Below are 23,386 nucleotides of genomic sequence, written 5' to 3' on the forward strand. Positions count from 1 at the left end.
CGGCCCGGAAGGCCGCGGTCTCAGACGCCCATCGCCTCGGGCGCGGCGACCTCAGACGGCCACCGCCTCCTCCATCTCCTCCTCGACCATCTCCTCCTCGACCGCCCCGGTAGCCACCGAGGGGACCACTGAGGCATGACGTGCGGCAGCAGCCGTCCGCTGCCGCTCGGCGGCATCGCGGCGGCGCTTGGCCTCCGCGAGACCCGCGAGCCCCACCACTGCCAGCCCCGCGGCGAACCACAGCGCCAGCACGAGCACATGGCCACCCAGCGCGTGCCCGCCGAAGTACACGTGGCTGCGCACGCCCTCGACGAAGCCCGCACCGTTCCAGAAGGCGTGGAGGGACCCGAAGAAACCGGGCTGGAGCTCGGGCCGGAAGATGCCGCCGGAACTCGTGAAGTTGAGCATGACGAAGAGCAGCATCACGCCGAGCGTGGTCCATCGCTTGAGGAAGGTGTGGAGTCCCACTCCGATCAGCAGGATCCCCGCCGAGTAGAGCCACGCCATCGCCCATAGGCCGCCGAGCCCCTGATCGACGAGCCCGAACACCGGCCCGGCGAACGCGGCCCCGATCGCACTCACCGCGAGCGAGGTTCCGAGCGCGAGGCCGGCCCTGACCCGCAGAGCGAGCACCGCACCCGCACCGCCGATCACCGCCACCGACGCGTAGGACCCGATACTGACGGCCACCAGCAGGAAGAAGATCCCCTGTCCGGTCGGATCGCCGTCTGCGGTGGGCGCGACGTCCGTCACGCGGAGCGGGGAGCCCTGGCCGGCTGCAACTTCGGTGAACACCTTCTGGACGACTGTGGCGCTCGTGTCCGACGAGGCACTCGCCACGAGCAGTTCGGGGCTGCTCCCCGGCAGGTAGGCGCCGAAGCTCCGCTGGGTCCTCAGGTGGTCCACAGCGGTGGCGCGGTCAGCCACCGTGTTCACACTCAGCGCGCCGTCACCCTTGCCCTGGAGGGATTGCGCGAGCACCTGGGCACTCGTTCCCGAGCCGACGACGTCCACCCTGAGGGCGTGCGGCTCCGGGGCGTGGAAGGCGCCCAGGTAGGCGAGCCCCATGCCGATGCACATCAGTAGCGGTGTGACGAGATGGCTGAGGACGTGGCGCAGGGCGGCGCGGTCGGAGCCGGCGCCCGTTCCCGCGGAGCCGGTGCTCTCACGTGCGGTCATGGCGGTCTCCCCTCGAAAGGTTGGCTTTTACAACTCCAATCTAGTTGTAACATACAATTAATCCATGAAAGGTGTCACCGTGGCGAACGCCCCCTGGGGACGCGAGGAATCCCTGGACCTCATCCAGCGGGAGCTGACCGCTTTCGCTCGCCGCGCACGGGCGGCTGCCGCACGCCTCCACCCGGACCTGCCGCTGGTCTCCTACACACTGCTCGCCCACATCGATCACCGGAACGGCTGCCGTGCGACGGATCTCGCGGCGCATTACATGCTGGACAAGTCGACGGTCAGCCGACAGGTCGCCGCCCTGGAGAAGATGGGTTTGGTCGAGCGTCATCCGGACCCGGACGACCAGCGCATCCAGGTACTGCGCCCCACAGCGGCAGGAAGTGCGGCGCTCGCCTCGACCCGCGCCAGCCGCCGGGACGCCTACCGGGAGCGACTCGGCTCATGGACGTCGGACGATCTCGCCCGGTTCGCCGACTACCTCCTGCGCTACAACTCCGCGGGCGAGGACCAGGCCCCGTAACAGGGACGCGGCGACACGGGCCGACCCGTCAGCAGCGCCCCGACCCCGGCAGATAGACGTCCGCCCACTGCCCCAACTCCTTGAGCGCGGGCTCCATCGCGGCCCCTGCCTCCGTCAGGCGGTACGCGACCCGCAGCGGGGGACCCTCGTCGACCTCACGCACCACCAGCCCGGCCGCTCCCAACTCCGCGAGCCGGTCCGAGAGCATGCGTTCACTGATGCCCGGGATGGCGCGGCGCAGATCCGCGAAGTGCACCGTCTGGCGCATCAGCACCGAGACGATCGGCCCGGTCCAGCGCTTCCCGAACAGTTCGAAGACGCGCGAGATCCCCACATCGACCCGCCGACAGGCCTGTTCACCGTGATCCGCCATGCCTCCAGAGTACTGCGCCGCCGTGATGGACTTACGAAAAGTAAGTAGCTGTGTTATCAATAGCTACATACAGAAAAACAGGCACGCTCGGCGGTGATCGTCCGCCTTCTTCGATCACGCCACGGGCACCGCACCCATCCCCGCTCCCTATGGAGAACCCCATGGCCACCTTGCTGCACCTCGACTCCGCCGTCTTCCCCCAGGGCTCCGCATCCCGCGACGTGACCGCCGCCTTCGTCGCCGCCTGGCGCGAACAGCACCCTGACGGCCAGGTCGTGTACCGCGATCTCGCCGCCGACCCCTTGCCGCACCTGGACGCCGCGGCGACCGTCGCCGGCGCGGACGACGCGCTGCGCGGAGAGCTGGCCGCGGAGCTGGCGAACGCGGATGCCGTGCTCATCGGCGCACCGATGTACAACTTCTCCATCCCGTCGACCCTGAAGGCCTGGCTGGACCAGGTCATCATCGTGGGCCACAACTCCGGCCCCGGGGGGCCCGTCACGGGCACCCCGTTCACCGTCGTGGCCAGCCGCGGAGGTTCGTACGCCCCGGGCACCCCGCGTGCGGACTTCGAGTTCGTCCAGAACTACCTGGAGAAGGTCCTCACAGGCATGCTGGGCGCCGAAGTGGACTTCATCGTCCCGGAGTTGACCCTGGCCCACTCCAAGCCCGAGATGGCCGAGCTGATCCCTCTCGCGGAAGCGTCCCGCGCACAGGCCTTCACGGACGCCTCGGAGAAGGCGAAGGCTCTCGCAGCACGCCTCGCCGCCTGACGCGGCTGACCCGAGTGCCGCCCCGTCCGCCATCCCGCACAGCGCGTACGCCCCCGCCGGGATGGTGGACGGCGCCATTTCCCGGGTGCGGCCCCGGCCGGCCTTCAGGCCACCCCCTGCGCGCCCGCGATCGACCCACAGAGCCCGCCGCGAGAAGACTCACAGACCAGGCCGCACGAAACGGCTCCTTCCCTACGGAAGCGACGTTTCACGTGAAACACACCTCGCCTCAACCGTCGCCCCCTGACCGCGCGCTCGCTTGATCCCGGACACGCACGGACACAGCGGCAAGATGCTCGAACCTCCCGCGACTCCGCCGACGCCGCGACCCCTACGTCTCCGCGACACCCGTGACTTTCAGACGCTCGTGAAGCCGTGCCCCTCGAACACCCGTGAAGCCGTGCCCCTCAGGCACCCATGAAGCCCCGGACACCCGCCGGGGCCCGGACTCCCGCAGAAGCAGCCCTCGCCCCCGCGGAGACAGCTCTCGCGCCGCCCCCGGCCGGCACCAGCGACTCCCCTGCTCTCCCGCCGGAAACCTGAAGCAGGCCGGCCACCGGGCGGCCCCCGCCCCGGAGCCCGCCGTGCGCCCCGACGGCAGGTTGAGCCGGATCGCCTGCATCCGCGCCCGGCCCCGCGCGCACAACGCCCTGCCCGCATAACGAAGAACCCCCGCACCGGATCTCTCCGGTGCGGGGGTTCTGTCGAACCAACCTGGCAGTCGCAAGCGCCTACCCGTTGTGCGCGAGGGGGGATTTGAACCCCCACGTCCCTAAGGACACTGGCACCTGAAGCCAGCGCGTCTGCCGTTCCGCCACTCGCGCATGAGTGGTGTTTCCAGACTCTCTCACTGTTCGGTGCGAGCGCCTGGCGACAAACGGAAGATTAGCACGCTGGACTGGGTGGATTCACATCCGTTGTTTCGGCCGACCCACGGAGGGAACCGGGAACGCGGGAAGCCCGCCCCCACTCCTCCTGAGTGCACCCGGAGTGCGGGACACTGTCAGGAGGCCACCTCTACGATCCGTGTGAGGGGTGACACTCATCCACTGTGCAGACAAGGGGAACCAGCCGATTTCCCGACGCGTGGATACGATCAGTAAGCAGTACAGCGATGACGACACCGGAGGAGGTGCCCCATGGGAGTCATGAAGCGTTTCGAGCAGCGTCTCGAAGGTCTGGTCAACGGCACCTTCGCCAAGGTCTTCAAGTCCGAGGTGCAGCCGGTCGAGATCGCGGGAGCTCTCCAGCGCGAGTGCGACAACAACGCAACGATCTGGAACCGCGAGCGGACCGTCGTACCCAACGACTTCATCGTCGAGCTCAGCACCCCTGACTACGAGCGCCTCAGCCCGTATTCGGGACAGCTCGGCGACGAGCTGGCGGGCCTCGTGCGCGACTACGCCAAGCAGCAGCGGTACACCTTCATGGGGCCGATCAAGGTCCACCTGGAGAAGGCGGACGACCTCGACACCGGTCTCTACCGCGTCCGCAGCAGGACCCTGGCGTCGAGTTCGTCACAGCAGGGCCAGCAGTCCGGCCCCGCCCCCGACCTCCCGCCCAACCGGCCCGGCGCCCCTCAGGGCCGCGGCGGTTACGGATACCCGCCGTCCGCAGCCCCTCCCATGCCCGCGGCCCCGCCGCCGGGCACGGGCCGGCCGGGCGGGCCCTCCAGCGACTGGCGCTCGCCGGCCGCCTCCGGCCCCGCGCCGGACGCCCAGGTCAGACGCTGGATCGAGATCAACGGCACCCGCCATCAGATCTCCCGCCCGACGTTGGTGATGGGACGAAGCACCGACGCCGATGTGCGGATCGACGACCCCGGCGTATCGCGCCGGCACTGTGAGATCCGGACCGGAACGCCCTCGACGATCCAGGATCTCGGGTCCACCAACGGCATCGTGGTGGACGGGCAGCACACCACCCGCGCTACGCTCCGCGACGGCTCGCGGATCGTCGTGGGCAGTACCACCATCGTTTACCGGCAAGCCGAAGGGTGAAGCGGGGGCAATGTCAGAGCTGACCCTTACGGTCATGCGGCTAGGTTTCCTGGCTGTTCTGTGGCTATTCGTAATCGTGGCCGTCCAGGTCATTCGCAGCGACCTGTTCGGTACGCGTGTCACGCAGCGCGGCTCACGCCGCACCGCCAGTGACACCCGCCCGCAGCAGGCCCGCCAACAGCAGGCGGCGCCGCCCCAGCAGCGCCAGCAGCCCGGGCGCCAGCGCCGGGGGGCTCCCACGAAGCTGGTGGTCTCCGAGGGCACCCTCACGGGCACAACGGTCGCGCTCCAGGGGCAGACCATCACCCTGGGCCGGGCTCACGATTCGACGATCGTGCTGGACGACGACTACGCGTCCAGCAGGCATGCCAGGATCTACCCGGACCGTGACGGCCAGTGGATCGTCGAGGATCTCGGGTCCACCAACGGCACCTATCTCGACCGGACCCGGCTCACCACCCCGACACCTGTTCCGCTGGGCGCGCCGATCCGCATCGGCAAGACCGTCATCGAGCTGCGGAAGTAGTACGACAATGAGCGAGCGGAGCGAGCGAGCCGCTGCGGTCCTGACGATGGACCCGGCGCGGCTCCCGACCGGAGGGTGGGCAGTGTGGCTCGAGACCGGCTGTACCCCGAACCGACGGGCGAGGTGCGCATGAGCTTGTCCCTGCGCTTCGCCGCCGGATCGCACAAGGGCATGATCCGGGAAGGCAACGAGGACTCCGGTTACGCGGGCCCCCGTCTTCTCGCGATCGCCGACGGCATGGGCGGCCAGGCGGCCGGTGAGGTCGCCAGCTCCGAGGTGATCTCCACGCTCGTCCAGCTCGACGACGACGTGCCCGGCTCCGACATCCTCACGTCACTCGGTACGGCGGTGCAGCGGGCCAACGACCAGCTGCGCGTCATGGTCGAGGAGGACCCCCAGCTGGAGGGCATGGGCACGACGCTCACCGCCCTGCTCTGGACCGGTCAGCGCCTGGGCCTCGTGCACGTCGGCGACTCCCGCGCATACCTCCTGCGCGACGGTGTCCTGACGCAGATCACCCAGGACCACACCTGGGTGCAGCGCCTCGTCGACGAGGGCAGGATCACCGAGGAAGAGGCCACCACCCACCCGCAGCGCTCCCTGCTGATGCGGGCCCTGGGCAGCGGCGACCACGTCGAGCCCGACCTCTCCGTCCGTGAGGTCCGCGCCGGCGACCGCTACCTGATCTGCTCGGACGGACTCTCCGGCGTCGTCTCGCACCAGACGATGGAAGAGACCCTGGCCAGCTACCAGGGCCCGCAGGAGACCATCCAGGACCTCATCCAGCTCGCCCTGCGCGGCGGCGGACCCGACAACATCACCTGCATCGTCGCGGACGTCTTCGACGTCGACGGCAACGACACCCTGGCCGGGCAGCTCAACGACACCCCGGTCGTCGTCGGCGCCGTGGCGGAGAACCAGGCCGCGCACGCGCACGACGGCAGGGCCATGGAGACGCCGGCGGGACGCGCGGCCGGTCTCGGCCGCACCGTGCCGCCCCCCGCCGGGGGCTTCGGTCCTCCCGGCAGCGGCGACGACATGGGCTACGGCGCGGGTCCGGACGACGCCTTCGACGCGTACACCGACGACGACTTCGTGAAGCCCCGCGGTGGCCGCAGGTGGCTGAAGCGGTCGTTCTACATCGTGCTGGCGCTGGCCGTCATCGGCGGCGGCGTGTACGGCGGTTACCGCTGGACCCAGACACAGTTCTACGTGGGCGCGCAGGACGACAACGTCGCCCTGTACCGCGGCATCAGCCAGGATCTCGCCTGGGTGTCTCTTTCGAAGGTCGAGGAGAACACCCAGATCGAACTGAAGTACCTCCCGCCCTACCAGCGCAAGCAGGTCGAGGCGACGATCGCCGAGGGCAGCCTGTCCGATGCGCGCAAGAAGGTCGGCGAACTCGAAGCCCAGGCCTCCGCCTGCAAGAAGGACGCGCAGCGCCGTGCGGCCGAAGCGGACACCAATGCCGCCAAGGACCAGGACGCGGACAAGACGACCGACAGCACTTCCGCCAAGTCCCCCGCCAAGGGGACCAAGCCGACCGCTACTCCCACTCCCGGCCCCAGCCTCTCGGAGGAAGAGAAGAAGCTGGTCCCGCAGTGCGGTAAGCAGTAAAGCCGTAGGGGGCCTTCAGCACCATGAGCGTTGTCACCAACACCACCACCATCGGCGCGATCGACGCGCCGAGCCGCCGTAACACCGAGCTGGTCCTTGTCGCGTTCGCCGTCCTGATCTCGGTGTTCGCGTACGCCAACGTGGGCCTCGCCATCAACGGCGAGCTGCCCGCCGGCATGCTCGGGTACGGGCTCGGCCTCGCCCTGCTGGGTGGCGTCGCGCACCTCGCCGTACGCAGATTCGCGCCGTACGCGGACCCGCTGCTGCTCCCGTTGGCGACCCTGCTGAACGGTCTCGGCCTGGCCATCATCTGGCGGCTGGACCAGTCGGAGCGCTTCCAGCAGACGCCGAACTTCGTGGCGGCCGCCTCCAAGCAGCTCCTGTTCTCGGCCGCCGGTGTGGCCCTGCTGGTCATCGTCCTGCTGGTGCTGAAGGACCACCGCATCCTGCAGCGGTACACCTACATCTCGATGCTGGCCGCGCTGTTCCTGCTGATCCTTCCGATGTTCTTCCCCGCGGTGAACGGCGCCAAGATCTGGATCAAGATCCCCGGCGTCGGCACGATCCAGCCGGGAGAGTTCGCGAAGATCATCATCGCGGTCTTCTTCGCCGGCTACCTCATGGTCAAGCGCGACGCCCTGGCCCTGGCGAGCAGGCGCTTCATGGGCCTCTACCTGCCCCGCGGCCGCGACCTGGGACCGATCCTGATGGTCTGGGCCTTCTCGATCCTGATTCTCGTCTTCGAGACCGACCTCGGTTCCTCGCTCCTGTTCTTCGGCATGTTCATCGTCATGCTCTACGTCGCCACCGAGCGCACCAGCTGGATCGTGTTCGGCCTGCTGATGTCGGGGGCGGGTGCCGTGGGTGTGGCGACGTTCGAGCCGCACGTGCAGCAGCGTGTGACCGCCTGGCTCGACCCGTTCGCGGGCTGGGGCAAGCTGGCGGCGAGCGAGCAGATGGCGAAGTCGCTGATGGCCTTCGGCTCCGGCGGCACCCTCGGCACCGGCCTCGGCCAGGGCAACTCCGACCTGATCGGCTTCGCGGCCAACTCCGACTTCATCCTCGCCACCGTCGGCGAGGAGCTGGGCCTCGCCGGGATGATGGCCGTCCTGCTCGTCTACGGCCTCGTCGTCGAGCGCGGGGTCCGCACGGCGCTCGCCGCCCGCGACCCCTTCGGAAAGCTCCTGGCCATCGGGCTGTCGGGCTCCTTCGCCATCCAGGTCTTCGTCGTCGCCGGCGGTGTCATGGGGCTCATCCCTCTGACCGGTATGACGATGCCGTTCCTCGCCGCGGGCGGTTCGTCCGTCATCGCCAACTGGGCGCTCATCGGCATCCTGATCAGAATCAGCGACACCGCCCGTCGCCCCGCACCTGCACCCGCACCGTCCCCGGACGCCGAAATGACCCAGGTGGTCCGACCGTGAACAAGCCGCTCCGCAGGATCGCGATCTTCTGCGGCGTACTCGTGCTCGCCCTGCTCGTCCGCACGAACTACATCCAGTACGTCCGCGCCGACGAGTTGAACGGGAACGAGCACAACCGCCGCGTCCAGATCGAGCGCTACGCCCACGAGCGCGGCAACATCATCGTCGACGGCGAACCCGTCACGGGCTCGGTCGAGACCAAGGACAGCGACTTCAAGTACAAGCGGGTCTGGAAGGACGGCCCCATGTGGGCGCCCGTCACCGGCTACTCGTCGCAGGCCTTCGACTCGACGCAGCTGGAGAACCTCGAGGACGGCATCCTCACCGGCAACAGCGACCAGCTGTTCTTCGACCGCACGCTGTCGATGTTCACCGGCGAGAAGAAGACCGGCGGCAACATCGTCACCACCCTGGACGCCGCCGCCCAGAAGGCCGCCTTCAAGGGCCTCGGGGACAAGAAGGGGGCCGTCGCGGCCCTCGACCCGCAGACCGGGGCCATCCTGGCCCTCGCCAGCACACCCTCGTACGACCCCTCGGTCTTCGCGGGCAACTCGCTGAAGGACTCGGACGCCCGGCAGAAGCTCCTGAACGACAAGGACAAGCCGATGCTGAACCGGGCCCTGCGGGAGACCTACCCGCCCGGCTCGACGTTCAAGGTCGTCACCGCCTCCGCCGCGCTCGAGAACGGTCTCTACACCGACATCGACGCGAAGACGGACTCCCCGCTGCCCTGGCGCCTCCCGCAGTCGACCAACCTCCTGCAGAACGAGGGCAGCATCCCCTGCAAGGACGCGTCCCTCAGGGAGGCGCTGCGCTGGTCGTGCAACACCGTGTTCGGCAAGATGAGCCACGACCTCGGCAACGAGAAGATGATGGAGCAGGCCGGCAAGTTCGGCTTCAACAAAGAGGTCTTCACACCGGTCCGCGCCGACGCCAGCATCTACCCCAAGGACAACCAGCCGCAGAACGCCATGGCGGGCATCGGCCAGGCGTCGAACCGCGCCACACCGCTGCAGATGGCCATGGTCGCGTCCGCGATCGCCAACGACGGCAAGCTCATGCAGCCGTACATGGTCGCCCAGCGGCAGGCCCCCAACCTGGACGTCATCTACACGCACGAGAAGGAGCAGCTCAGCCAGCCCCTCTCCGCGGAGAACGCCCAGAAGGTCCAGCAGATGATGGAGACCGTGGTCAAGACCGGCACGGGAACCAACGCCCAGATCGACGGCGTCACCGTGGGTGGCAAGACCGGTACGGCCCAGCACGGCCTCAACAACAGCGAGAAGCCGTACGCGTGGTTCATCTCGTACGCCAAGACCGACAGCGGCTCCCCGGTCGCCGTGGCCGTGGTGGTCGAGGACGGCAACGCCAACCGGGACGACATCTCCGGTGGCGGTCTGGCCGCGCCCATCGCCAAGAGCGTGATGCAGGCGGTACTCGACGGAAAGAAGTGACACTCGTCACAACTTCTGTCCACACCCGCGCATTGGCATACCGGTCGGATATCAGCTGAAGGGTGCGGGCCGATCGCACCGGCCGTGCCCGGTAGCGTATGCGCGAACAGCGCACCGCCGGACCACACACGGGTGCGGTCGGGACTGACGGAGAGGGCTGGATCAGTTATGGAAGAGCCGCGTCGCCTCGGCGGCCGGTACGAGCTGGGCTCGGTGCTCGGCCGTGGTGGCATGGCCGAGGTGTACCTCGCCCACGACACCCGGCTCGGCCGCACCGTCGCTGTGAAGACGCTGCGGGCCGATCTCGCCCGCGACCCGTCCTTCCAGGCACGGTTCCGCCGTGAAGCCCAGTCGGCCGCATCGCTCAACCACCCCGCGATCGTCGCCGTCTACGACACGGGCGAGGACTACGTCGACGGGGTCTCCATCCCCTACATCGTGATGGAGTACGTCGACGGGTCGACGCTCAGGGAACTCCTGCACTCCGGCCGCAAGCTGCTGCCCGAGCGGACCCTCGAGATGACGGTCGGCATCCTCCAGGCCCTGGAGTACTCGCACCGCGCCCAGATCGTGCACCGTGACATCAAGCCGGCGAACGTCATGCTGACGCGCACCGGCCAGGTCAAGGTCATGGACTTCGGCATCGCCCGCGCCATGGGTGACTCCGGCATGACCATGACCCAGACCGCCGCGGTCATCGGCACCGCCCAGTACCTATCCCCGGAGCAGGCCAAGGGCGAGCAGGTGGATGCCCGATCCGACCTGTACTCCACCGGGTGCCTGCTCTACGAGCTGCTCGCGGTCCGGCCTCCGTTCGTCGGTGACTCGCCTGTCGCGGTCGCCTACCAGCACGTGCGTGAGGAGCCGCAGCCCCCCAGCAACTTCGATCCCGAGATCACGCCCGAGATGGACGCGATCGTCCTGAAGGCGCTGACCAAGGACCCCGACTACCGGTACCAGTCGGCCGACGAGATGCGCGCCGACATCGAGGCCTGCCTCGACGGCCAGCCGGTCGCGGCCACCGCCGCCATGGGGGCCGCGGGCTACGGCGGCTACAACTCCTACAACAGCGACCAGCCCACCACCGCGCTCCGTTCGGCGGACGCGAGCGGCGCCCAGACGTCCATGCTGCCCCCGGTCAACCCGGACGACGGCGGTTACGGCTACGACGACCGCCCGGACCGGCGCCGGCAGAAGAAGAGCAACACCTCGACGATCCTCCTGGTGGTCGCCGGCGTCCTGGTGCTCATCGGCGCCATCCTGATCGGCCGTGCGGTCTTCACCGACAACAACAGCGGTGACGGCGGCAAGATCGACGTCCCGAACATGGTCGGGTCGACGGTCGAGGCCGCGCAGGGACTCGCGGACAACTCCGGGGTCGTGCTCAGCATCGGCGCGAAGGAACCCTGCGCGGCCCAGGAGAAGGGCCAGATCTGCAGCCAGACGCCAGCGGCGAGCGGGGAGATGAACAAGGGCGAGACGGTCACGGTGGTCGTCTCCACCGGCGCGCCCAAGGTCGAGGTCCCGGACGTCGTGGACGACAACGAGGAGGACGCCCGCAAGGCTCTGGAGGACAAGGGCTTCACGGTGAACGTCAAGACGGCCGAGTCCGACAAGACCCCGGACACGGTCATCTCGCAGAACCCCGAGGGCGGCTCGAAGGCCGAGAAGGACTCCGAGGTCACGATCACGGTGGCCAAGAAGTCGACGCAGAACGTGCCCGGAGTGGTCGGCAGGTCGTTCGAGGAAGCCGAAGCCCAGCTGAAGGGTGTCGGGTTCCCGAACGTGTCGCGGACCGATGTCGACTCGGATCAGCCCGCCGGAACCGTCATCGAGCAGAACCCGCCCGCGAACAGCAAGCAGGCCAAGGACGTGCAGATCGTCCTCAAGGTCTCCAAGGGCCCCGCTCAGCCGGAACAGGTGACCATCCCGGGTGACCTCCAGGGCAAGCGGTACCAGGACGCGAAGGCCGCGCTCGAAGGCCTCGGCCTGGTGGTCGCGCTGGCCCCCAACTCGTCCGACAAGCCCAACGCCATCGTGATGCAGTCCGATCCCGCCCCCAACACCCCGTTGGCGAAGGGAAGCACCGTCACCCTCACCACCATCGGGGGCGGCGGCGACGGAAACATCTTCGGTGGCCCCTCCGGACGCTAGGGACACCGCCTCACGCCGCACGGCAGGGCCCCGGTCACCTCGAAGGTGACCGGGGCCCTGCCGTCGTTCTCGGCACCGTCCAGGCGGGCTAGCGCAGCTCCGCCGGCTTCGTACGGTCCCTGTCGACCTTCTCGGTGCGCACCAGCTCGCCCCACACGATGTAGCGGTAGTTCGACGTGTAGACGGGCGTGCACGTCGTCAGCGTGATGTAGCGGCCGGGCTTCTTCACGCCCGACTCCTCGGGGACGGCGGCGATCGCGTCGACGTTGAACTTCGAGGTCTGGGGCAGCGTCGCGTAGACCTTGTAGACGTACCAGGTGTCCCTGGTCTCGAAGACGACGGCGTCGCCCTTCTTCACCTTGTCGATGTTGTGGAACTTGGCGCCGTGTCCGTCGCGGTGCGCCGCGAGGGCGAAGTTGCCCGTCGGGTCGGAGGGGAGGGCCGACTTCACGGGATCGGTGTAGTAGCCGGCCACTCCGCTGTTCAGCCTCGTCGTGCCGGTGCCCTTCCCGACCAGCACCTCGCCGTTCTTCATGGCGGGTACGTGGAGGAATCCGATGCCGTCCCTCGTGTCCAGGGCGCCCGGTCCGCCCGCCCAGCGGTCCCGCACGGTGTTGCCCTGCTTGTCGGCCTCACGGTCGGCGAGGACGTTGGTCCACCAGAGCGAGTAGACGACGAACAGCCCGAGCACCAGGCCGGCGGTGATCAGCAGTTCGCCGAAGAGGCTCACCGCCGCGGCGACGGGATGGCGGCCGCCGCGTGGCGCGGGCGGGGGTGGCACGTCGACACGCTCGTCCTGCTCGGTCCCAGCTGCCACCGCACCCGCCCCTGTCGTGATGTCGTCCAGCCCGCTTCAGCCGACGAGCGCGTCGGGCTTCCCCTTGCTCCGCGGGCGTTCGTCGACCATCTTGCCCCACACGATCATTCGGTACGTACTCGTGAATTCCGGCGTACAGGTCGTCAGTGTGATGTACCTGCCGGGGCCGGTGAACCCGGAACCCGGGGGGACTTCGTCGATCACCGCCACGTTCGAGGGCGACGTCTGCGGAAGGATGCTGGTCATCTCGTACGTGTAGTAGGCCTCCTGGGTCTCGACCACGATCGGGTCACCGGGCTTCAGCTTGTTGATGTAGCGGAACGGTTCGCCATGGGTGTTGCGGTGACCCGCCACCGCGAAGTTGCCCTGCTTCGCCGACGGCATCGCGGTCTTCAGCTTGCCCTCGCCGTAGTGACCGACCATGCCCCGGTCGAGGACCTTCTCCTTGCTGATGCCCTCGGCGATCGGCGCGACGACGTCCAGCTTGGGGATGTGCATGATGGCGAACCCCTGGCCCGGTTCGAAGGCCCCCGGACTGCGCTCGCCACTCGCCCAGTCGTCCTGGATCTTGTGCGTCTCCCGGCCGGCGATCTGGTCGGCCCGGACGTTGGTCCACCACAGCTGGTAGGTGACGAACAGGAGCATCAGCACGCCGAAGGTGATGAAGACTTCTCCGACGACGCGGCTCGCCACCACGGCGGGGCTCTCCTTGGCCGCACGGGCCGCGCGACGAGCCTCCACGCGTGACATCGGGGCCCCGGACGCCGCCGTCCCGGATGCCGCGGGCGGCCCGGGTTCCGGCCGGCGTCTTCCGCGCCCCTTGGCGGCCCGCCGGCGCTCGGCCCGGCCACCGGTGGCCGTCGTCCCGTCCGAGACGGCCGTTGCCGCGGCCGTCGCCGAGTCGGTGGCCGCCGCGGAGTCCGTCGCTTCCGGGCCCTGTGCCCGCCGGATGTCGGCGGTCCGCAGGGCTATGGTCTCGTCGCCGCCGGCCGGCCGCGCCTGGGGCGGGACCCCGGCCCGGCCGGGCGCGGGGCGCCGTGGCGACGACGGCGCGGCCGGCTTCTCCGCGGTGTCCCGCGAGGGTTCCGCCACCGCGGTCGCGAGACCGGGCAGTACGGCGGTCCCTTCGGCGGGGCCCGCCGTGGGTCCCGTGCCCGGCCGCTGCTGCCCGTACCAGTCCCGCTGGTAGCCCTCGGGGTCGTACCACTCTCCGGGGGTCTCCACGGGCGTCCGGGGCGCCGTCCTGGGCGTCTCGGACGCCCCGGGCGGCTCCTCGTCGGCCCCCGCGGTCTCCGGGCGGGGCCAGTTCGAGGCGTGCTGCTCCGGCAGGGGGTCGTTCAGCGGATCAGCGAGCTGTTCCACCGCCGCCTCGAACGTGCCGTCGGGCTCGTACGCTCCCCGCGCGTACGAGCCTTCCTGCCCGGAATCGGGGCGGAACGAGGTCACGCCGCTACCTTGCCCACCACTGGGGCGAGCCCCACCGATCTCGCGACGGCCCCCACGTCGCCGCACCGCTCCAGCCAGTTGGCGAGCATCAGGTGCCCGTGCTCCGTGAGCACCGACTCGGGGTGGAACTGCACGCCCTCCACAGCCTGTTCACGGTGGCGCAGCCCCATGATGATGCCGTCGACGGTGCGTGCGGTGACCTCGAGTTCGGGCGGGATCGTCGCGGGTTCGGCGGCGAGCGAGTGGTACCGCGTCGCGGTGAAGGGGGACGGCAGTCCGGCGAACACCCCCTGGCCGTCGTGCAGTACGGGGGATGTCTTGCCGTGCAGCAGCTCCGGAGCCCGGTCCACGACACCGCCGTAGGCGACGGCCATCGACTGCATGCCCAGGCAGACACCGAAGACCGGGACGCCGCTCCGCGCACAGTGGTGCACCATCTCGATGCAGACACCGGCTTCTTCGGGTGTTCCCGGGCCGGGGGAGAGCAGGACTCCGTCGAACCCGTCGTCGGCGTGTGCCGTGGTCACCTGGTCGTTGCGGACGACTTCGCACTCCGCGCCGAGCTGGTAGAGGTACTGGACGAGGTTGAAGACGAAGCTGTCGTAGTTGTCGACGACGAGAATGCGTGCGCTCACTGACCGGTCCCCGCTCCGCCCGTGCCTTGGCCGTCCACCGTCACGTCACCGAACGGCAGCAGAGGCTCCGCCCACGGGAAGACGTACTGGAAGAGCGCGTAGACAACCGCCAGGGCCAGCACGAGCGAGATGAAGCCCCGTACCCATGTGTTGCCCGGCAGATGCCGCCAGATCCAGCCGTACATGCTGTTGCCTCCGTTCGGTACGGCACCAGACTAAACGGCGCGGGCTCAGGCGTGGGTCAGCTGTGGAAAGCCACCGGGACGGGTCCGTCACACGCACGTCGTACGGGTCCGCCCCGGCGCGTCGCACGGGGCGCCGGCGCCGCTGGGGCCCGGCCGGGCGGCCTACCGCACCGGCTGCGCGTAGTGGAGGTCGACGGTGCCCGCGTAGCCGGGGAGCGTCAGCCTGTCGCTCTCCTCGACCTTCCATCCCAGCCCGTACGCCTTCACGTACAACTGGTAGTTCTGGATCGCCGTGGAGTCGTCCAGCGCCTGCCTGAGCCTCCCCCGGTCCCCGACGGCCGTGACCTTGTACGGAGGCGAGTAGACCCGGCCCTGCAGGATCAGGGTGTTGCCGACGCAGCGCACCGCGCTCGTGGAGATCAGGCGCTGGTCCATCACCCGGATCCCCTTCGCGCCGCCCTGCCAGAGGGCGTTGACCACGGCCTGGAGGTCCTGCTGGTGGATGACCAGGTCGTTCGGCTGCGGGTCGGGATATCCCGGGTTGGCCGTGGCGTTGGGCGGCGCGTCGTTCAGCGTCACCGAAAGCGCCTCCCCGGTGACCGCCGTGGTGCCCGCGGCCTTCTCCAGGGCGTCCAGTTCGGCGTCCTGGGCGCGGGTGCGTCCGTCGTCCCGACGGGCGAGGGTGTCGATGTCCGCGCGGACGGATGCGGTCGATTCGTCCAGTTCCGCGTTCTTCTCACTGCGCTGCTGGATGAGATCGGAGAGTTTCAGCAGCGAGGAGTCGGTGCGGATGTCGGTCCCCTTGGCCGCGTTGGCACTGGTGACGAAGATCAGTCCGGCCAGCGCGAAGACGGCAGCCGTGAGGCCCTGGACCGGCCGGCGCGAGATGCGCCGGGCCGGGCCTCGAGGAGAGTCGTCAGAATTGCTCAACGTACCCTTATCTCCTTAGGCGCCACGGAAGCACTACGCTAACGGACGCCCCGGGGAGGCAGCATTCCCCCTCGCGCCCCGGCGCCAGCCACAGATCCCTGCGCGGTCACGCAGCGCATCGACAGGAGAGTCCCTCGTGCCGAAGTCACGTATCCGCAAGAAGGCAGACTTCACGCCGCCGCCGGCGAAGCAGTCGACGAGCATAAAGCTGGGCAACCGCAGTTGGGTGGCGCCGGTGATGCTGGCGCTCTTCCTGGTCGGTCTGGCCTGGATCGTGCTCTTCTACGTCACCGAGGGCGACATGCCGCTCAGCGCGCTGGGCAACTGGAACATCGTGGTGGGCTTCGGCTTCATCGCCGGTGGCTTCGGCGTCTCCACGCAGTGGAAGTAGCTCTGCCCTGAAGTTACCCACAGAGTTATCCACAGGCGGGGGAAAAGGTCAGACGATCTGTGGATAACTTCCCTCGCTGTTGACGCCGGTGTGACTACACACTTACGCACTGCGAGAGGGCGCGCCCCTTGTCCTGGCTGGTAAAACCCGGTCCAGCGACAAGGGGCACACCTGTTCGCCACGTCGTGCACAAGATCAGGCACGTTCTGTGGACAACCGCACCCCCGAAGCGCCGATTCCGCTCAGGTCAGCGCTGCGGTCCTCGCCAGGACGACGATCACGACCACGAGCAGGACCAGCGCGCAGGCGCCGTACTGCACGAGATTCCGGCGCTCGCGCGGTGCGTGGATCATGGCGATCGCGATCAGGGCTCCGGCGACGAGTCCCCCGACGTGCGCCTGCCAGGCGATCCGGCCCCACGGGTTGAAGGTGAAGATCAGGTTCACCACGAGCAGCGCGACGACCGGACGCAGGTCGTAGTTCATCCGCCGCATGAGCACCGCCGTGGCGCCCAGGAGACCGAATACGGCGCCGGAGGCCCCGAGCGAGCCCTGTGCGGGGCCTGCGATCAGGTAGGTGAGCGCGCCGCCCGCGAGCCCGGAGAGCAGGTACAGCGCGAGGTAGCGGACCCGGCCGAGTGCCGCTTCCAGAGGGCCTCCGAGCCACCACAGCCCCAGCATGTTGAAGGCGATGTGCCACACCTCCACGTGCAGGAACATCGACGTCACCAGGCGGTACCACTGCCCCTCGGCCACGCCCTCGTACCCGGCGGACGGGTCGTCCGTGGTGGCGCGGCCGAACAGCAGGAGATCGTCGAGGAACTCCGGCCTCGCCCAGACCACGACGAAGACGATGAGGTTGAGGGCGATCAGAATCTTGGTGATCAGCCTCGGGTCGGCCGCGACACCGCCGCCGGCCAGGGTCCGCGGCCGCGCGGCCGCGGTGTGATGGCCGGTCCCGGAGCCCTGGCGGACACATTCCGGGCACTGGAATCCGACCGATGCCCCGATCATGCAGTCCGGGCAGATCGGGCGCTCGCACCTGGTGCAGCGGATCCCGGTCTCCCGATCCGGGTGCCGGTAGCAGGTGGGAGGGCCGCCCGCAGCCGCGGACCCGTCCTGGCCTTCCGGCGGCTGCTGCTTCTCCATCGGTCACGGCCCCTTCGGTCCTCGTCCGGGGAGGCGGCGCACATGTGACCACCTGCTCGCCCGTTATGTAGCAGTACGGACGAGCAGCGCGGTTGGTTCCCGCACGGGTGGCCCGCCTGCCGGACGGTGCCTCCGTGCGGCCTGCCCGCCCGCTTGCCCGGGCGGTGACTCCGGCGGGACGCGATCGTCGGTCAGCGGGTCTCGACGACGACCGACTCGATCACGACGTCCTGGAGCGGCCGGTCGGTACGCGGGTTGGTCGGAGCGGCCGCGATGGCGTCCACGACCTTCCTGCCCGCCTCGTCGGCGACCTCGCCGAAGATGGTGTGCTTGCCGGTCAGCCAGGCGGTGGGCGACACCGTGACGAAGAACTGCGATCCGTTGGTGCCCGGCCCCGCGTTCGCCATCGCCAGCAGGTAGGGCTGGGTGAAGGCGAGATCGGGGTGGAACTCGTCGGCGAACTCGTACCCCGGGCCCCCCGTTCCGTTGCCGAGCGGGTCGCCGCCCTGGATCATGAAGCCGCTGATGACGCGGTGGAAGACGGTCCCGTCGTACAGCTTGTCCGTGGACTTCCGGCCGGTCCCCGGGTCGGTCCACTCACGCTCGCCCGTGGCGAGCTCGACGAAGTTCCTGACCGTCTTGGGCGCGTGGTTCGGCAGAAGCCGGATCGCGATGTCGCCGTGGTTGGTCTTCAAGGTGGCGTAAAGCTCCTCGGCCACGATCTGCCTTCCGTAAGTCCTCGCTGGTGACCCCCGATCCTCGCACGGCACACCCCCTCACCACCCCGGTCACCGCGCTGCGCCGGGGCCGCGCTCACCGTGTCGCCCGTTTTCCCCCACGCCTCTCCGGTCGGCCGCGCACGCGGGTGCGGCCATGTGCCCGACAGCGTGGAGCGCGCCGACACGAACCGTGGCAACGTCGCCGACACGCTCCCCCTGCACCGAACTGACCGAGAATGCCGACATGACCCGGATGCCCGTCCCGCATGGCGCTCTGTGCCTCAGCGGGCATGATTTCGAATTGGGTGGATAGGCGGAGTACCTACCCGCCACCAAGGAGGAGGATCCCGTGACCCGCATCGACAGCGTGCGCGCCGCAACCTACTCGGCGAAGGACAGCGCGCAGCACGCCGCGGAAGTGGTGGCGCCGTACGCCGACACAGCCAAGGAACAGGCCGCGCACTACGCCCAGGAGGCCCGCGCCCGCCTCGCGCCCAAGATGTCGAAGGCAGCCGCGCAGGCCCGCGTCCAGTACGACGCGTACCTCGCGCCTCGCATCGAGCAGGCACTGACCCACGTGCCCCCCAAGGTCGACGAGGCCGCGCACAAGGCGGCTGTACGGACGCGCAGTGCGGCCCGGACGGCGGCGGACTACACCGTGCCCCGTGTCGAGTACGCCGTGGCGGCGAGCCGCCCCATGGCGGAGGAGGCCACCGCACGCAGTACGGCCGCCCTGGCGGCGCTGCGCGGGCAGGTCACGGCCAAGGAGATCCACAAGCTCGTCAGGAAGCACGAGCGGCGGGCCAAGGCCGGCCGGGCGGCCAAGGGCCTCCTCGTGCTCGGTGTGCTGGCCGGCGGAGCCCTCGCCGCCTGGAAGTGGTGGGACAAGCAGGCCAACCCGGACTGGCTCGTCGAGCCGCCCGCCCCCACCGAGGTGGCTGACGATCGCGCTCCGCTGACCTCGGTGGACGGCAGCAGCACTTCCGTCCTCGACCCCGAGGTCCGCGTCAAGCAGGACGAGGCCGAGTCCGGCTCGGACCGTGCGGACGGCCGGGACGACAACCGCTGACCGACGACGCCGGCCCGGATCCCCGGGAAACGGACGTCTGCGAGGGGCGCCGGAGACCTCAGTGTCTCCGGCGCCCCTCGCCGTTTCACGTGAAACGGAGACGCGTACCGGTGGGATCCGGTGTCAGGCCGTGACAGCCCGGCACACCGGCCGCTTCCGCGGACCGATGAGCCTGAGGGGCACGTCTCGACGGGCGTGGGGGCACGTCTCGATGAGCCCGGGGGCAACGTCCGCCCACGACCGTGCCGATCCACGAGAAGAGCCCGGGCCACCTGCTTTCCGCAGGTGGCCCGGGCTCTTCGGATGTGGAGCCTAGGAGATTCGAACTCCTGACATCTGCCTTGCAAAGGCAGCGCTCTACCAACTGAGCTAAGGCCCCGAAACGAGGGCATCGCAGCGCACATCCCTGCCACGAGGTCCGTCGCAGAACAGAGTACCGGGTGACCCCCTGAAACCTGCAAAAGGATTGGGACTCCCGGTCTGGAACCGCTCTCCGTAAGATGCACGACGAGGTTCGCAGCAGCGAAGCCGCAGCGATGGGGAGACGCAATGGACGCAGCGCAGCAAGAGGCCACGGCTAGAGCCAGAGAGCTCCAGCGCAGCTGGTACGGGGAGCCGCTGGGAGCGCTCTTCCGCAGGCTGATAGACGACCTGGGCCTGAATCAGGCCCGGCTCGCCGCGGTGCTCGGGCTGTCGGCCCCGATGCTCTCCCAGTTGATGAGCGGCCAGCGCGCCAAGATCGGCAACCCCGCCGTGGTCCAGCGGGTCCAGGCGCTCCAGGAGCTGGCGGGCCTGGTGGCGGACGGCAGCGTCAGCGCGGGAGAGGCGACGGACCGGATGGAAGAGATCAAGAAGTCCCAGGGCGGCTCCGTCCTCACCAGCACCGGCCAGACCGCCACCACCGGCGGAGCTCCCACCGTGCGCCGCGTGGTCCGTGAGATCCAGTCGCTGCTGCGGTCGGTCGCCGCGGCAGGAGACATCATCGACGCGGCCGACTCCCTCGCCCCCGCACACCCCGAACTGGCAGAGTTCCTCAGGGTGTACGGGGCCGGACGCACCGCCGACGCGGTAGCGCACTACGAAGCCCACCAGAGCTAGGGCCCTTCACCAGGAGCAGGCCCCAGGGCCCGGAACTGCCACGGGGAAGCACAGCCCGTGGCAGTATCCCGACAGCCGGGGCACGAACCGATACGGAACGGGAGCGGGCACAGCGCTATGGGTGAGGTCTTCGCCGGGCGGTACGAGCTTGTCGATCCGATCGGACGTGGCGGGGTCGGCGCCGTCTGGCGCGCGTGGGACCACCGGCGCCGCCGGTACGTGGCGGCGAAGGTCCTGCAGCAGAGCGACGCGCACACGCTGCTGCGTTTCGTCCGCGAGCAGGCACTGCGGATCGAACATCCGCATGTGCTCGCGCCCGCCAGCTGGGCCGCCGACGACGACAAGGTCCTCTTCACGATGGATCTGGTCAGCGGTGGATCGCTGGCCCATGTCATCGGCGACTACGGCCCGTTGCCTCCCCGCTTCGTCTGCCTGCTCCTCGACCAGTTGCTGTCCGGACTGTCCACCGTGCACGCCGAGGGGGTCGTCCACCGGGACATCAAACCGGCCAACATCCTCATGGAGGCGACCGGCACGGGGCGTCCGCATCTACGGCTGTCGGACTTCGGCATCTCGATGCGCAAGGGAGAGCCACGGCTGACCGAGACCAACTACGTGGTCGGTACGCCGGGTTACTTCGCACCGGAACAGATGATGGGGGCGGAGCCGGACTTCCCGGCCGACCTCTTCGCCGTCGGCCTGGTCGCGCTCTACCTGCTGCAGGGACAGAAGCCCGACGCCCAGGCGCTGATCGAGTACTTCGCCGCCCACGGCACCCCCGGTGCCCCGCAGGGCGTGCCCGAGCCCCTGTGGCAGGTTCTCGCCGGTCTGCTCCAGCCGGACCCGCAGGCCCGCTTCAGGACGGCCACAGGGGCGCGCAAGGCGCTGACGGCAGCGGTGGAGATGCTGGCGGAGTCCGGGGCGGACGCCGAACCGGTCGAGGTCTTCGACCAGATCGGTCCCCTGCCGGCGGGGTTCGGCCCCGACGGACCGGAAGCCCCCGCCGACGAACCGCAGGCACCGCCCACACAGCCGCGCGCGGGCCGGGCGACGCCGCCGCAGCACCCTGCGCAGGCGTACGTGCCCGCACAGGACAGCGGGCAGCAGGCACCGTCCTCCCTGCCGTCCTCGATGTCGGAGACGGGCAGTTTCCACCTCGCGCCCCCGCCGCAGCAGGTGACCGCCCCGCAGCAGCCCCCCGCCTCCCCGTACGGGCCCTACGCGCCCGGCTCGGACCTCTCGCAGGCGGCGACGGCCGCCGTGCCCTACGGCGCCGCCCCGACCCGCTCCTACACGGCGCAGCACCCCCAGGCTCCCCAGGACTTCACACCGAGCACGGCCGCTCCGCACGCGGCTCCCGCGAGGCGGCCCGGCCCGTCCCCGAGAGTCGCTGTCCCCGTACTGCTGGTGGCCCTTATCTGCTTCGGGGTGGGCATCTGGGCGCTGACCCAGATCTGACCGGACACCAGCCGGGGACGCACCAGGCTGGAACCTTCCGGACCCGGCACAGGCCACCGGGCGTGTGCCGCCCTTTCACGGCCGGCTACCAGGCGGGGGGCTGTCCGCCCGTCCGGTGCCCGCCGGCGGCCGCGGTGGCGCCTGCCTCCCGCCGCCTGGCGAGGAGCGTCCACAGCCCGAGTCCGAGCACGAGCACGGTGCCCGTACCGATGCCTCCCGCGGCCACCATCTTCATGGTGTCGCTCCTGTCGGCGTCGGAAGCGCTCTGGCCGCTCCTGGCCATGTCCCTGTCGTCGTCGCCGACCCCGAAGATCCCGGCCTCCCCTCGATAGGGCGACGGCTTGCCGTCGTTGACGACCTTGACCTTGAGCGTCAGTCCGATCGGGTCGTCGCCGTAGTGCTCCGCGACCTTCGGGGAGAGCGTCACCGAGAGGTAGTACCAGCCTGCGAAGCGCATGGCGCTGACCCTGGCCGCCGAGGCGTGGCGGTTCTCGTAGGCCACCGGCGGCAGAGGCTGCAGGGAAACGGAGTTGGGGGCTCCGGAGTACGACAGGGTCGCGCCGTCCACATGGCCGTGGGCCGGGTTGTCCAGGGACACCGCCAGGGCGTTACCGAGGAACTCGGTCGACCGGCTGCTGTTGCTCAGCGCCGCCGTGGCGAAGATCTGCTGCCCCCAGTCCACGGGCACCCGGTAGAAACGGGTCTGCCCGGGAGCGATGTCGTCCACCCATTCCCCCGACTCCAGCCCGGTGGCGTCGGCGAACCCCGTTCCCCCGGAGCGCTTCTGCGTGCCCGAGGGCGGCACCGGGGACGCGGAGGGCCAGTTCTCCGGCGCCTCGGTGGGCTGCGATCCGGCGTCCTTCACCGTCGGCTCGTTCTCGAAACGCAGCTCGAGGTCCCAGCCGGAGGGCGCGGAGGTCGCCTTGCTCTCGCGCTCGATCAGGACGTTGTACGTGCCGCTCGCCGCGCAGGTGGTGACGCCCTTCTTCAGGGTCCTGTGGGCATAGGCGGCGATCGGCCGGGGGAACTCCGCCGGCCCGAAGTCCGCGTCCTGCGAATCGCACCGGTTGTCGTCGAGATCCCTGATGCTGATCGTGATGCCGTCGCCGTAGGCCACCTGCCCGGCCGTCTTCGGCACGACGACCGCGGACACGTAGGCGTCGGTCGCGTCGTCGAGTTCCACGCGGTAGTAGAGCTTCTGGTCCTTCTCGATGGAACTCCGGTACACCGCACCGGGTTTGAGTTCCACCGCGTCGGCGTTCGTCTCCGCACCCCGGACCGGCGTCGCCGCGGGATCGAAGCTGTACGCGGCGGGGGCGTCCGCCGCGCGCGCCTGTCCCGGCAGCGCGACCACCGCGCACATCACCCCGATCGACGCCAGCGTCACCCGGCCCCTGTTGCGCTGCCTCTTCACGCGCTTCCCCTCGTCGTGTGCGTGCCGGCCCCGCGCCGGCGGCGTAC

Annotated in this window: 22 protein-coding genes and 2 tRNA genes; 12 read left to right on the forward strand and 12 right to left on the reverse strand. The window is 69.5% G+C overall.

Annotated elements, in window-relative coordinates:
• Window positions 1–51: 51 nt before the first annotated feature.
• On the reverse strand, window positions 52–1,179 hold the full coding sequence (locus OHT61_RS16005; protein WP_329039047.1) for a hypothetical protein: 1,128 nt from the start codon (window positions 1,177–1,179) through the stop codon (window positions 52–54).
• A gap of 64 nt (window positions 1,180–1,243) precedes the next feature.
• Between OHT61_RS16005 and OHT61_RS16010 the strand changes: the two genes are divergently transcribed.
• Window positions 1,244–1,708: a MarR family winged helix-turn-helix transcriptional regulator gene (locus tag OHT61_RS16010; RefSeq protein WP_329039050.1), complete on the forward strand. Its 465-nt coding sequence runs from the start codon at window positions 1,244–1,246 to the stop codon at window positions 1,706–1,708.
• Between the two features lie 28 nt (window positions 1,709–1,736).
• Here the strand turns inward: OHT61_RS16010 and OHT61_RS16015 are convergent, their stop codons facing one another.
• Window positions 1,737–2,081, reverse strand: coding sequence for a winged helix-turn-helix transcriptional regulator (locus OHT61_RS16015; RefSeq protein ID WP_329039052.1), 345 nt, complete (start codon window positions 2,079–2,081; stop codon window positions 1,737–1,739).
• Window positions 2,082–2,242: 161 nt separating this feature from the next.
• Between OHT61_RS16015 and OHT61_RS16020 the strand changes: the two genes are divergently transcribed.
• Window positions 2,243–2,854 (forward strand): FMN-dependent NADH-azoreductase, encoded by a 612-nt coding sequence (locus OHT61_RS16020; protein ID WP_329039053.1) that lies wholly within the window; start codon window positions 2,243–2,245, stop codon window positions 2,852–2,854.
• Between the two features lie 741 nt (window positions 2,855–3,595).
• Here OHT61_RS16020 and OHT61_RS16025 read toward each other — a convergent pair.
• Window positions 3,596–3,678: transfer RNA gene (locus tag OHT61_RS16025), tRNA-Leu, on the reverse strand.
• A gap of 315 nt (window positions 3,679–3,993) precedes the next feature.
• On the opposite strand from OHT61_RS16025, the gene OHT61_RS16030 reads away from it, so the two are divergent.
• The 6 genes from OHT61_RS16030 to pknB all read left to right on the forward strand — a co-directional run bounded on the left by OHT61_RS16030 (window position 3,994) and on the right by pknB (window position 12,029).
• Window positions 3,994–4,854, forward strand: a complete 861-nt coding sequence (locus OHT61_RS16030) for a DUF3662 and FHA domain-containing protein (RefSeq protein WP_329039055.1) — start codon at window positions 3,994–3,996, stop codon at window positions 4,852–4,854.
• Between the two features lie 10 nt (window positions 4,855–4,864).
• Complete coding sequence (locus OHT61_RS16035) at window positions 4,865–5,380, forward strand: FHA domain-containing protein FhaB/FipA (protein ID WP_329039057.1); 516 nt, start codon at window positions 4,865–4,867, stop codon at window positions 5,378–5,380.
• A 129-nt stretch (window positions 5,381–5,509) separates the two neighbouring features.
• A complete protein-coding gene (locus tag OHT61_RS16040; RefSeq protein WP_329039059.1) occupies window positions 5,510–6,997 on the forward strand; it encodes a Stp1/IreP family PP2C-type Ser/Thr phosphatase in 1,488 nt (495 codons plus the stop codon).
• A 23-nt stretch (window positions 6,998–7,020) separates the two neighbouring features.
• Window positions 7,021–8,421 carry an FtsW/RodA/SpoVE family cell cycle protein gene (locus OHT61_RS16045; RefSeq protein ID WP_329039061.1) on the forward strand — a complete coding sequence of 467 codons (1,401 nt, stop codon included), beginning with the start codon at window positions 7,021–7,023 and terminating at the stop codon, window positions 8,419–8,421.
• On the forward strand, window positions 8,418–9,875 hold the full coding sequence (locus OHT61_RS16050; protein WP_329039062.1) for a peptidoglycan D,D-transpeptidase FtsI family protein: 1,458 nt from the start codon (window positions 8,418–8,420) through the stop codon (window positions 9,873–9,875). The genes OHT61_RS16045 and OHT61_RS16050 overlap by 4 nt, the downstream gene beginning before the upstream one ends.
• 168 nt (window positions 9,876–10,043) lie before the next feature.
• Window positions 10,044–12,029 (forward strand): Stk1 family PASTA domain-containing Ser/Thr kinase, encoded by a 1,986-nt coding sequence (gene pknB / locus OHT61_RS16055; protein ID WP_329039064.1) that lies wholly within the window; start codon window positions 10,044–10,046, stop codon window positions 12,027–12,029.
• A gap of 88 nt (window positions 12,030–12,117) precedes the next feature.
• On the opposite strand, the gene OHT61_RS16060 is transcribed toward pknB, so the two are convergent.
• The 5 genes from OHT61_RS16060 to OHT61_RS16080 all read right to left on the reverse strand — a co-directional run bounded on the left by OHT61_RS16060 (window position 12,118) and on the right by OHT61_RS16080 (window position 16,042).
• Window positions 12,118–12,846, reverse strand: coding sequence for a class E sortase (locus tag OHT61_RS16060; protein WP_329039066.1), 729 nt, complete (start codon window positions 12,844–12,846; stop codon window positions 12,118–12,120).
• 36 nt (window positions 12,847–12,882) lie between these two features.
• The gene (locus OHT61_RS16065) at window positions 12,883–14,292 is read right to left on the reverse strand and encodes a class E sortase (protein WP_329039068.1); all 1,410 of its coding nucleotides are present in this window, start codon (window positions 14,290–14,292) and stop codon (window positions 12,883–12,885) included.
• The gene (locus OHT61_RS16070) at window positions 14,289–14,927 is read right to left on the reverse strand and encodes an aminodeoxychorismate/anthranilate synthase component II (RefSeq protein WP_329039071.1); all 639 of its coding nucleotides are present in this window, start codon (window positions 14,925–14,927) and stop codon (window positions 14,289–14,291) included. Before OHT61_RS16070 ends, OHT61_RS16065 begins: the two co-directional genes overlap by 4 nt.
• Window positions 14,924–15,112: a hypothetical protein gene (locus OHT61_RS16075; RefSeq protein ID WP_329039073.1), complete on the reverse strand. Its 189-nt coding sequence runs from the start codon at window positions 15,110–15,112 to the stop codon at window positions 14,924–14,926. Before OHT61_RS16075 ends, OHT61_RS16070 begins: the two co-directional genes overlap by 4 nt.
• Before the next feature lie 162 nt (window positions 15,113–15,274).
• A complete protein-coding gene (locus OHT61_RS16080; RefSeq protein ID WP_329039074.1) occupies window positions 15,275–16,042 on the reverse strand; it encodes a DUF881 domain-containing protein in 768 nt (255 codons plus the stop codon).
• 136 nt (window positions 16,043–16,178) lie between these two features.
• Between OHT61_RS16080 and crgA the strand changes: the two genes are divergently transcribed.
• Entirely contained in the window at window positions 16,179–16,433 is a 255-nt protein-coding gene (gene crgA, locus OHT61_RS16085; protein WP_329039076.1) for a cell division protein CrgA, read from the forward strand.
• A gap of 242 nt (window positions 16,434–16,675) precedes the next feature.
• Here crgA and OHT61_RS16090 read toward each other — a convergent pair whose 3' ends face one another.
• Window positions 16,676–17,581 carry a rhomboid family intramembrane serine protease gene (locus OHT61_RS16090; RefSeq protein WP_329039078.1) on the reverse strand — a complete coding sequence of 302 codons (906 nt, stop codon included), beginning with the start codon at window positions 17,579–17,581 and terminating at the stop codon, window positions 16,676–16,678.
• A gap of 191 nt (window positions 17,582–17,772) precedes the next feature.
• Complete coding sequence (locus OHT61_RS16095; RefSeq protein WP_329039080.1) at window positions 17,773–18,300, reverse strand: peptidylprolyl isomerase; 528 nt, start codon at window positions 18,298–18,300, stop codon at window positions 17,773–17,775.
• A gap of 349 nt (window positions 18,301–18,649) precedes the next feature.
• Between OHT61_RS16095 and OHT61_RS16100 the strand changes: the two genes are divergently transcribed.
• A complete protein-coding gene (locus OHT61_RS16100; RefSeq protein WP_329039082.1) occupies window positions 18,650–19,369 on the forward strand; it encodes a DUF5324 family protein in 720 nt (239 codons plus the stop codon).
• Window positions 19,370–19,675: 306 nt separating this feature from the next.
• Here OHT61_RS16100 and OHT61_RS16105 read toward each other — a convergent pair.
• A tRNA-Ala gene (locus tag OHT61_RS16105) sits at window positions 19,676–19,748 on the reverse strand.
• Window positions 19,749–19,918: 170 nt separating this feature from the next.
• Here OHT61_RS16105 and OHT61_RS16110 point away from each other — a divergent pair.
• Together OHT61_RS16110 and OHT61_RS16115 are read left to right on the forward strand one after the other, a co-directional pair.
• A complete protein-coding gene (locus OHT61_RS16110) occupies window positions 19,919–20,467 on the forward strand; it encodes a helix-turn-helix domain-containing protein (RefSeq protein ID WP_329039084.1) in 549 nt (182 codons plus the stop codon).
• A gap of 117 nt (window positions 20,468–20,584) precedes the next feature.
• The gene (locus tag OHT61_RS16115) at window positions 20,585–21,925 is read left to right on the forward strand and encodes a serine/threonine protein kinase (protein ID WP_329039086.1); all 1,341 of its coding nucleotides are present in this window, start codon (window positions 20,585–20,587) and stop codon (window positions 21,923–21,925) included.
• 85 nt (window positions 21,926–22,010) lie between these two features.
• Here OHT61_RS16115 and OHT61_RS16120 read toward each other — a convergent pair whose 3' ends face one another.
• Window positions 22,011–23,339 carry a hypothetical protein gene (locus OHT61_RS16120; protein WP_329039088.1) on the reverse strand — a complete coding sequence of 443 codons (1,329 nt, stop codon included), beginning with the start codon at window positions 23,337–23,339 and terminating at the stop codon, window positions 22,011–22,013.
• Window positions 23,340–23,386: the final 47 nt, after the last annotated feature.

This window comes from Streptomyces sp. NBC_00178 (assembly GCF_036206005.1).
Classification (GTDB): Bacteria; Actinomycetota; Actinomycetes; order Streptomycetales; family Streptomycetaceae; genus Streptomyces.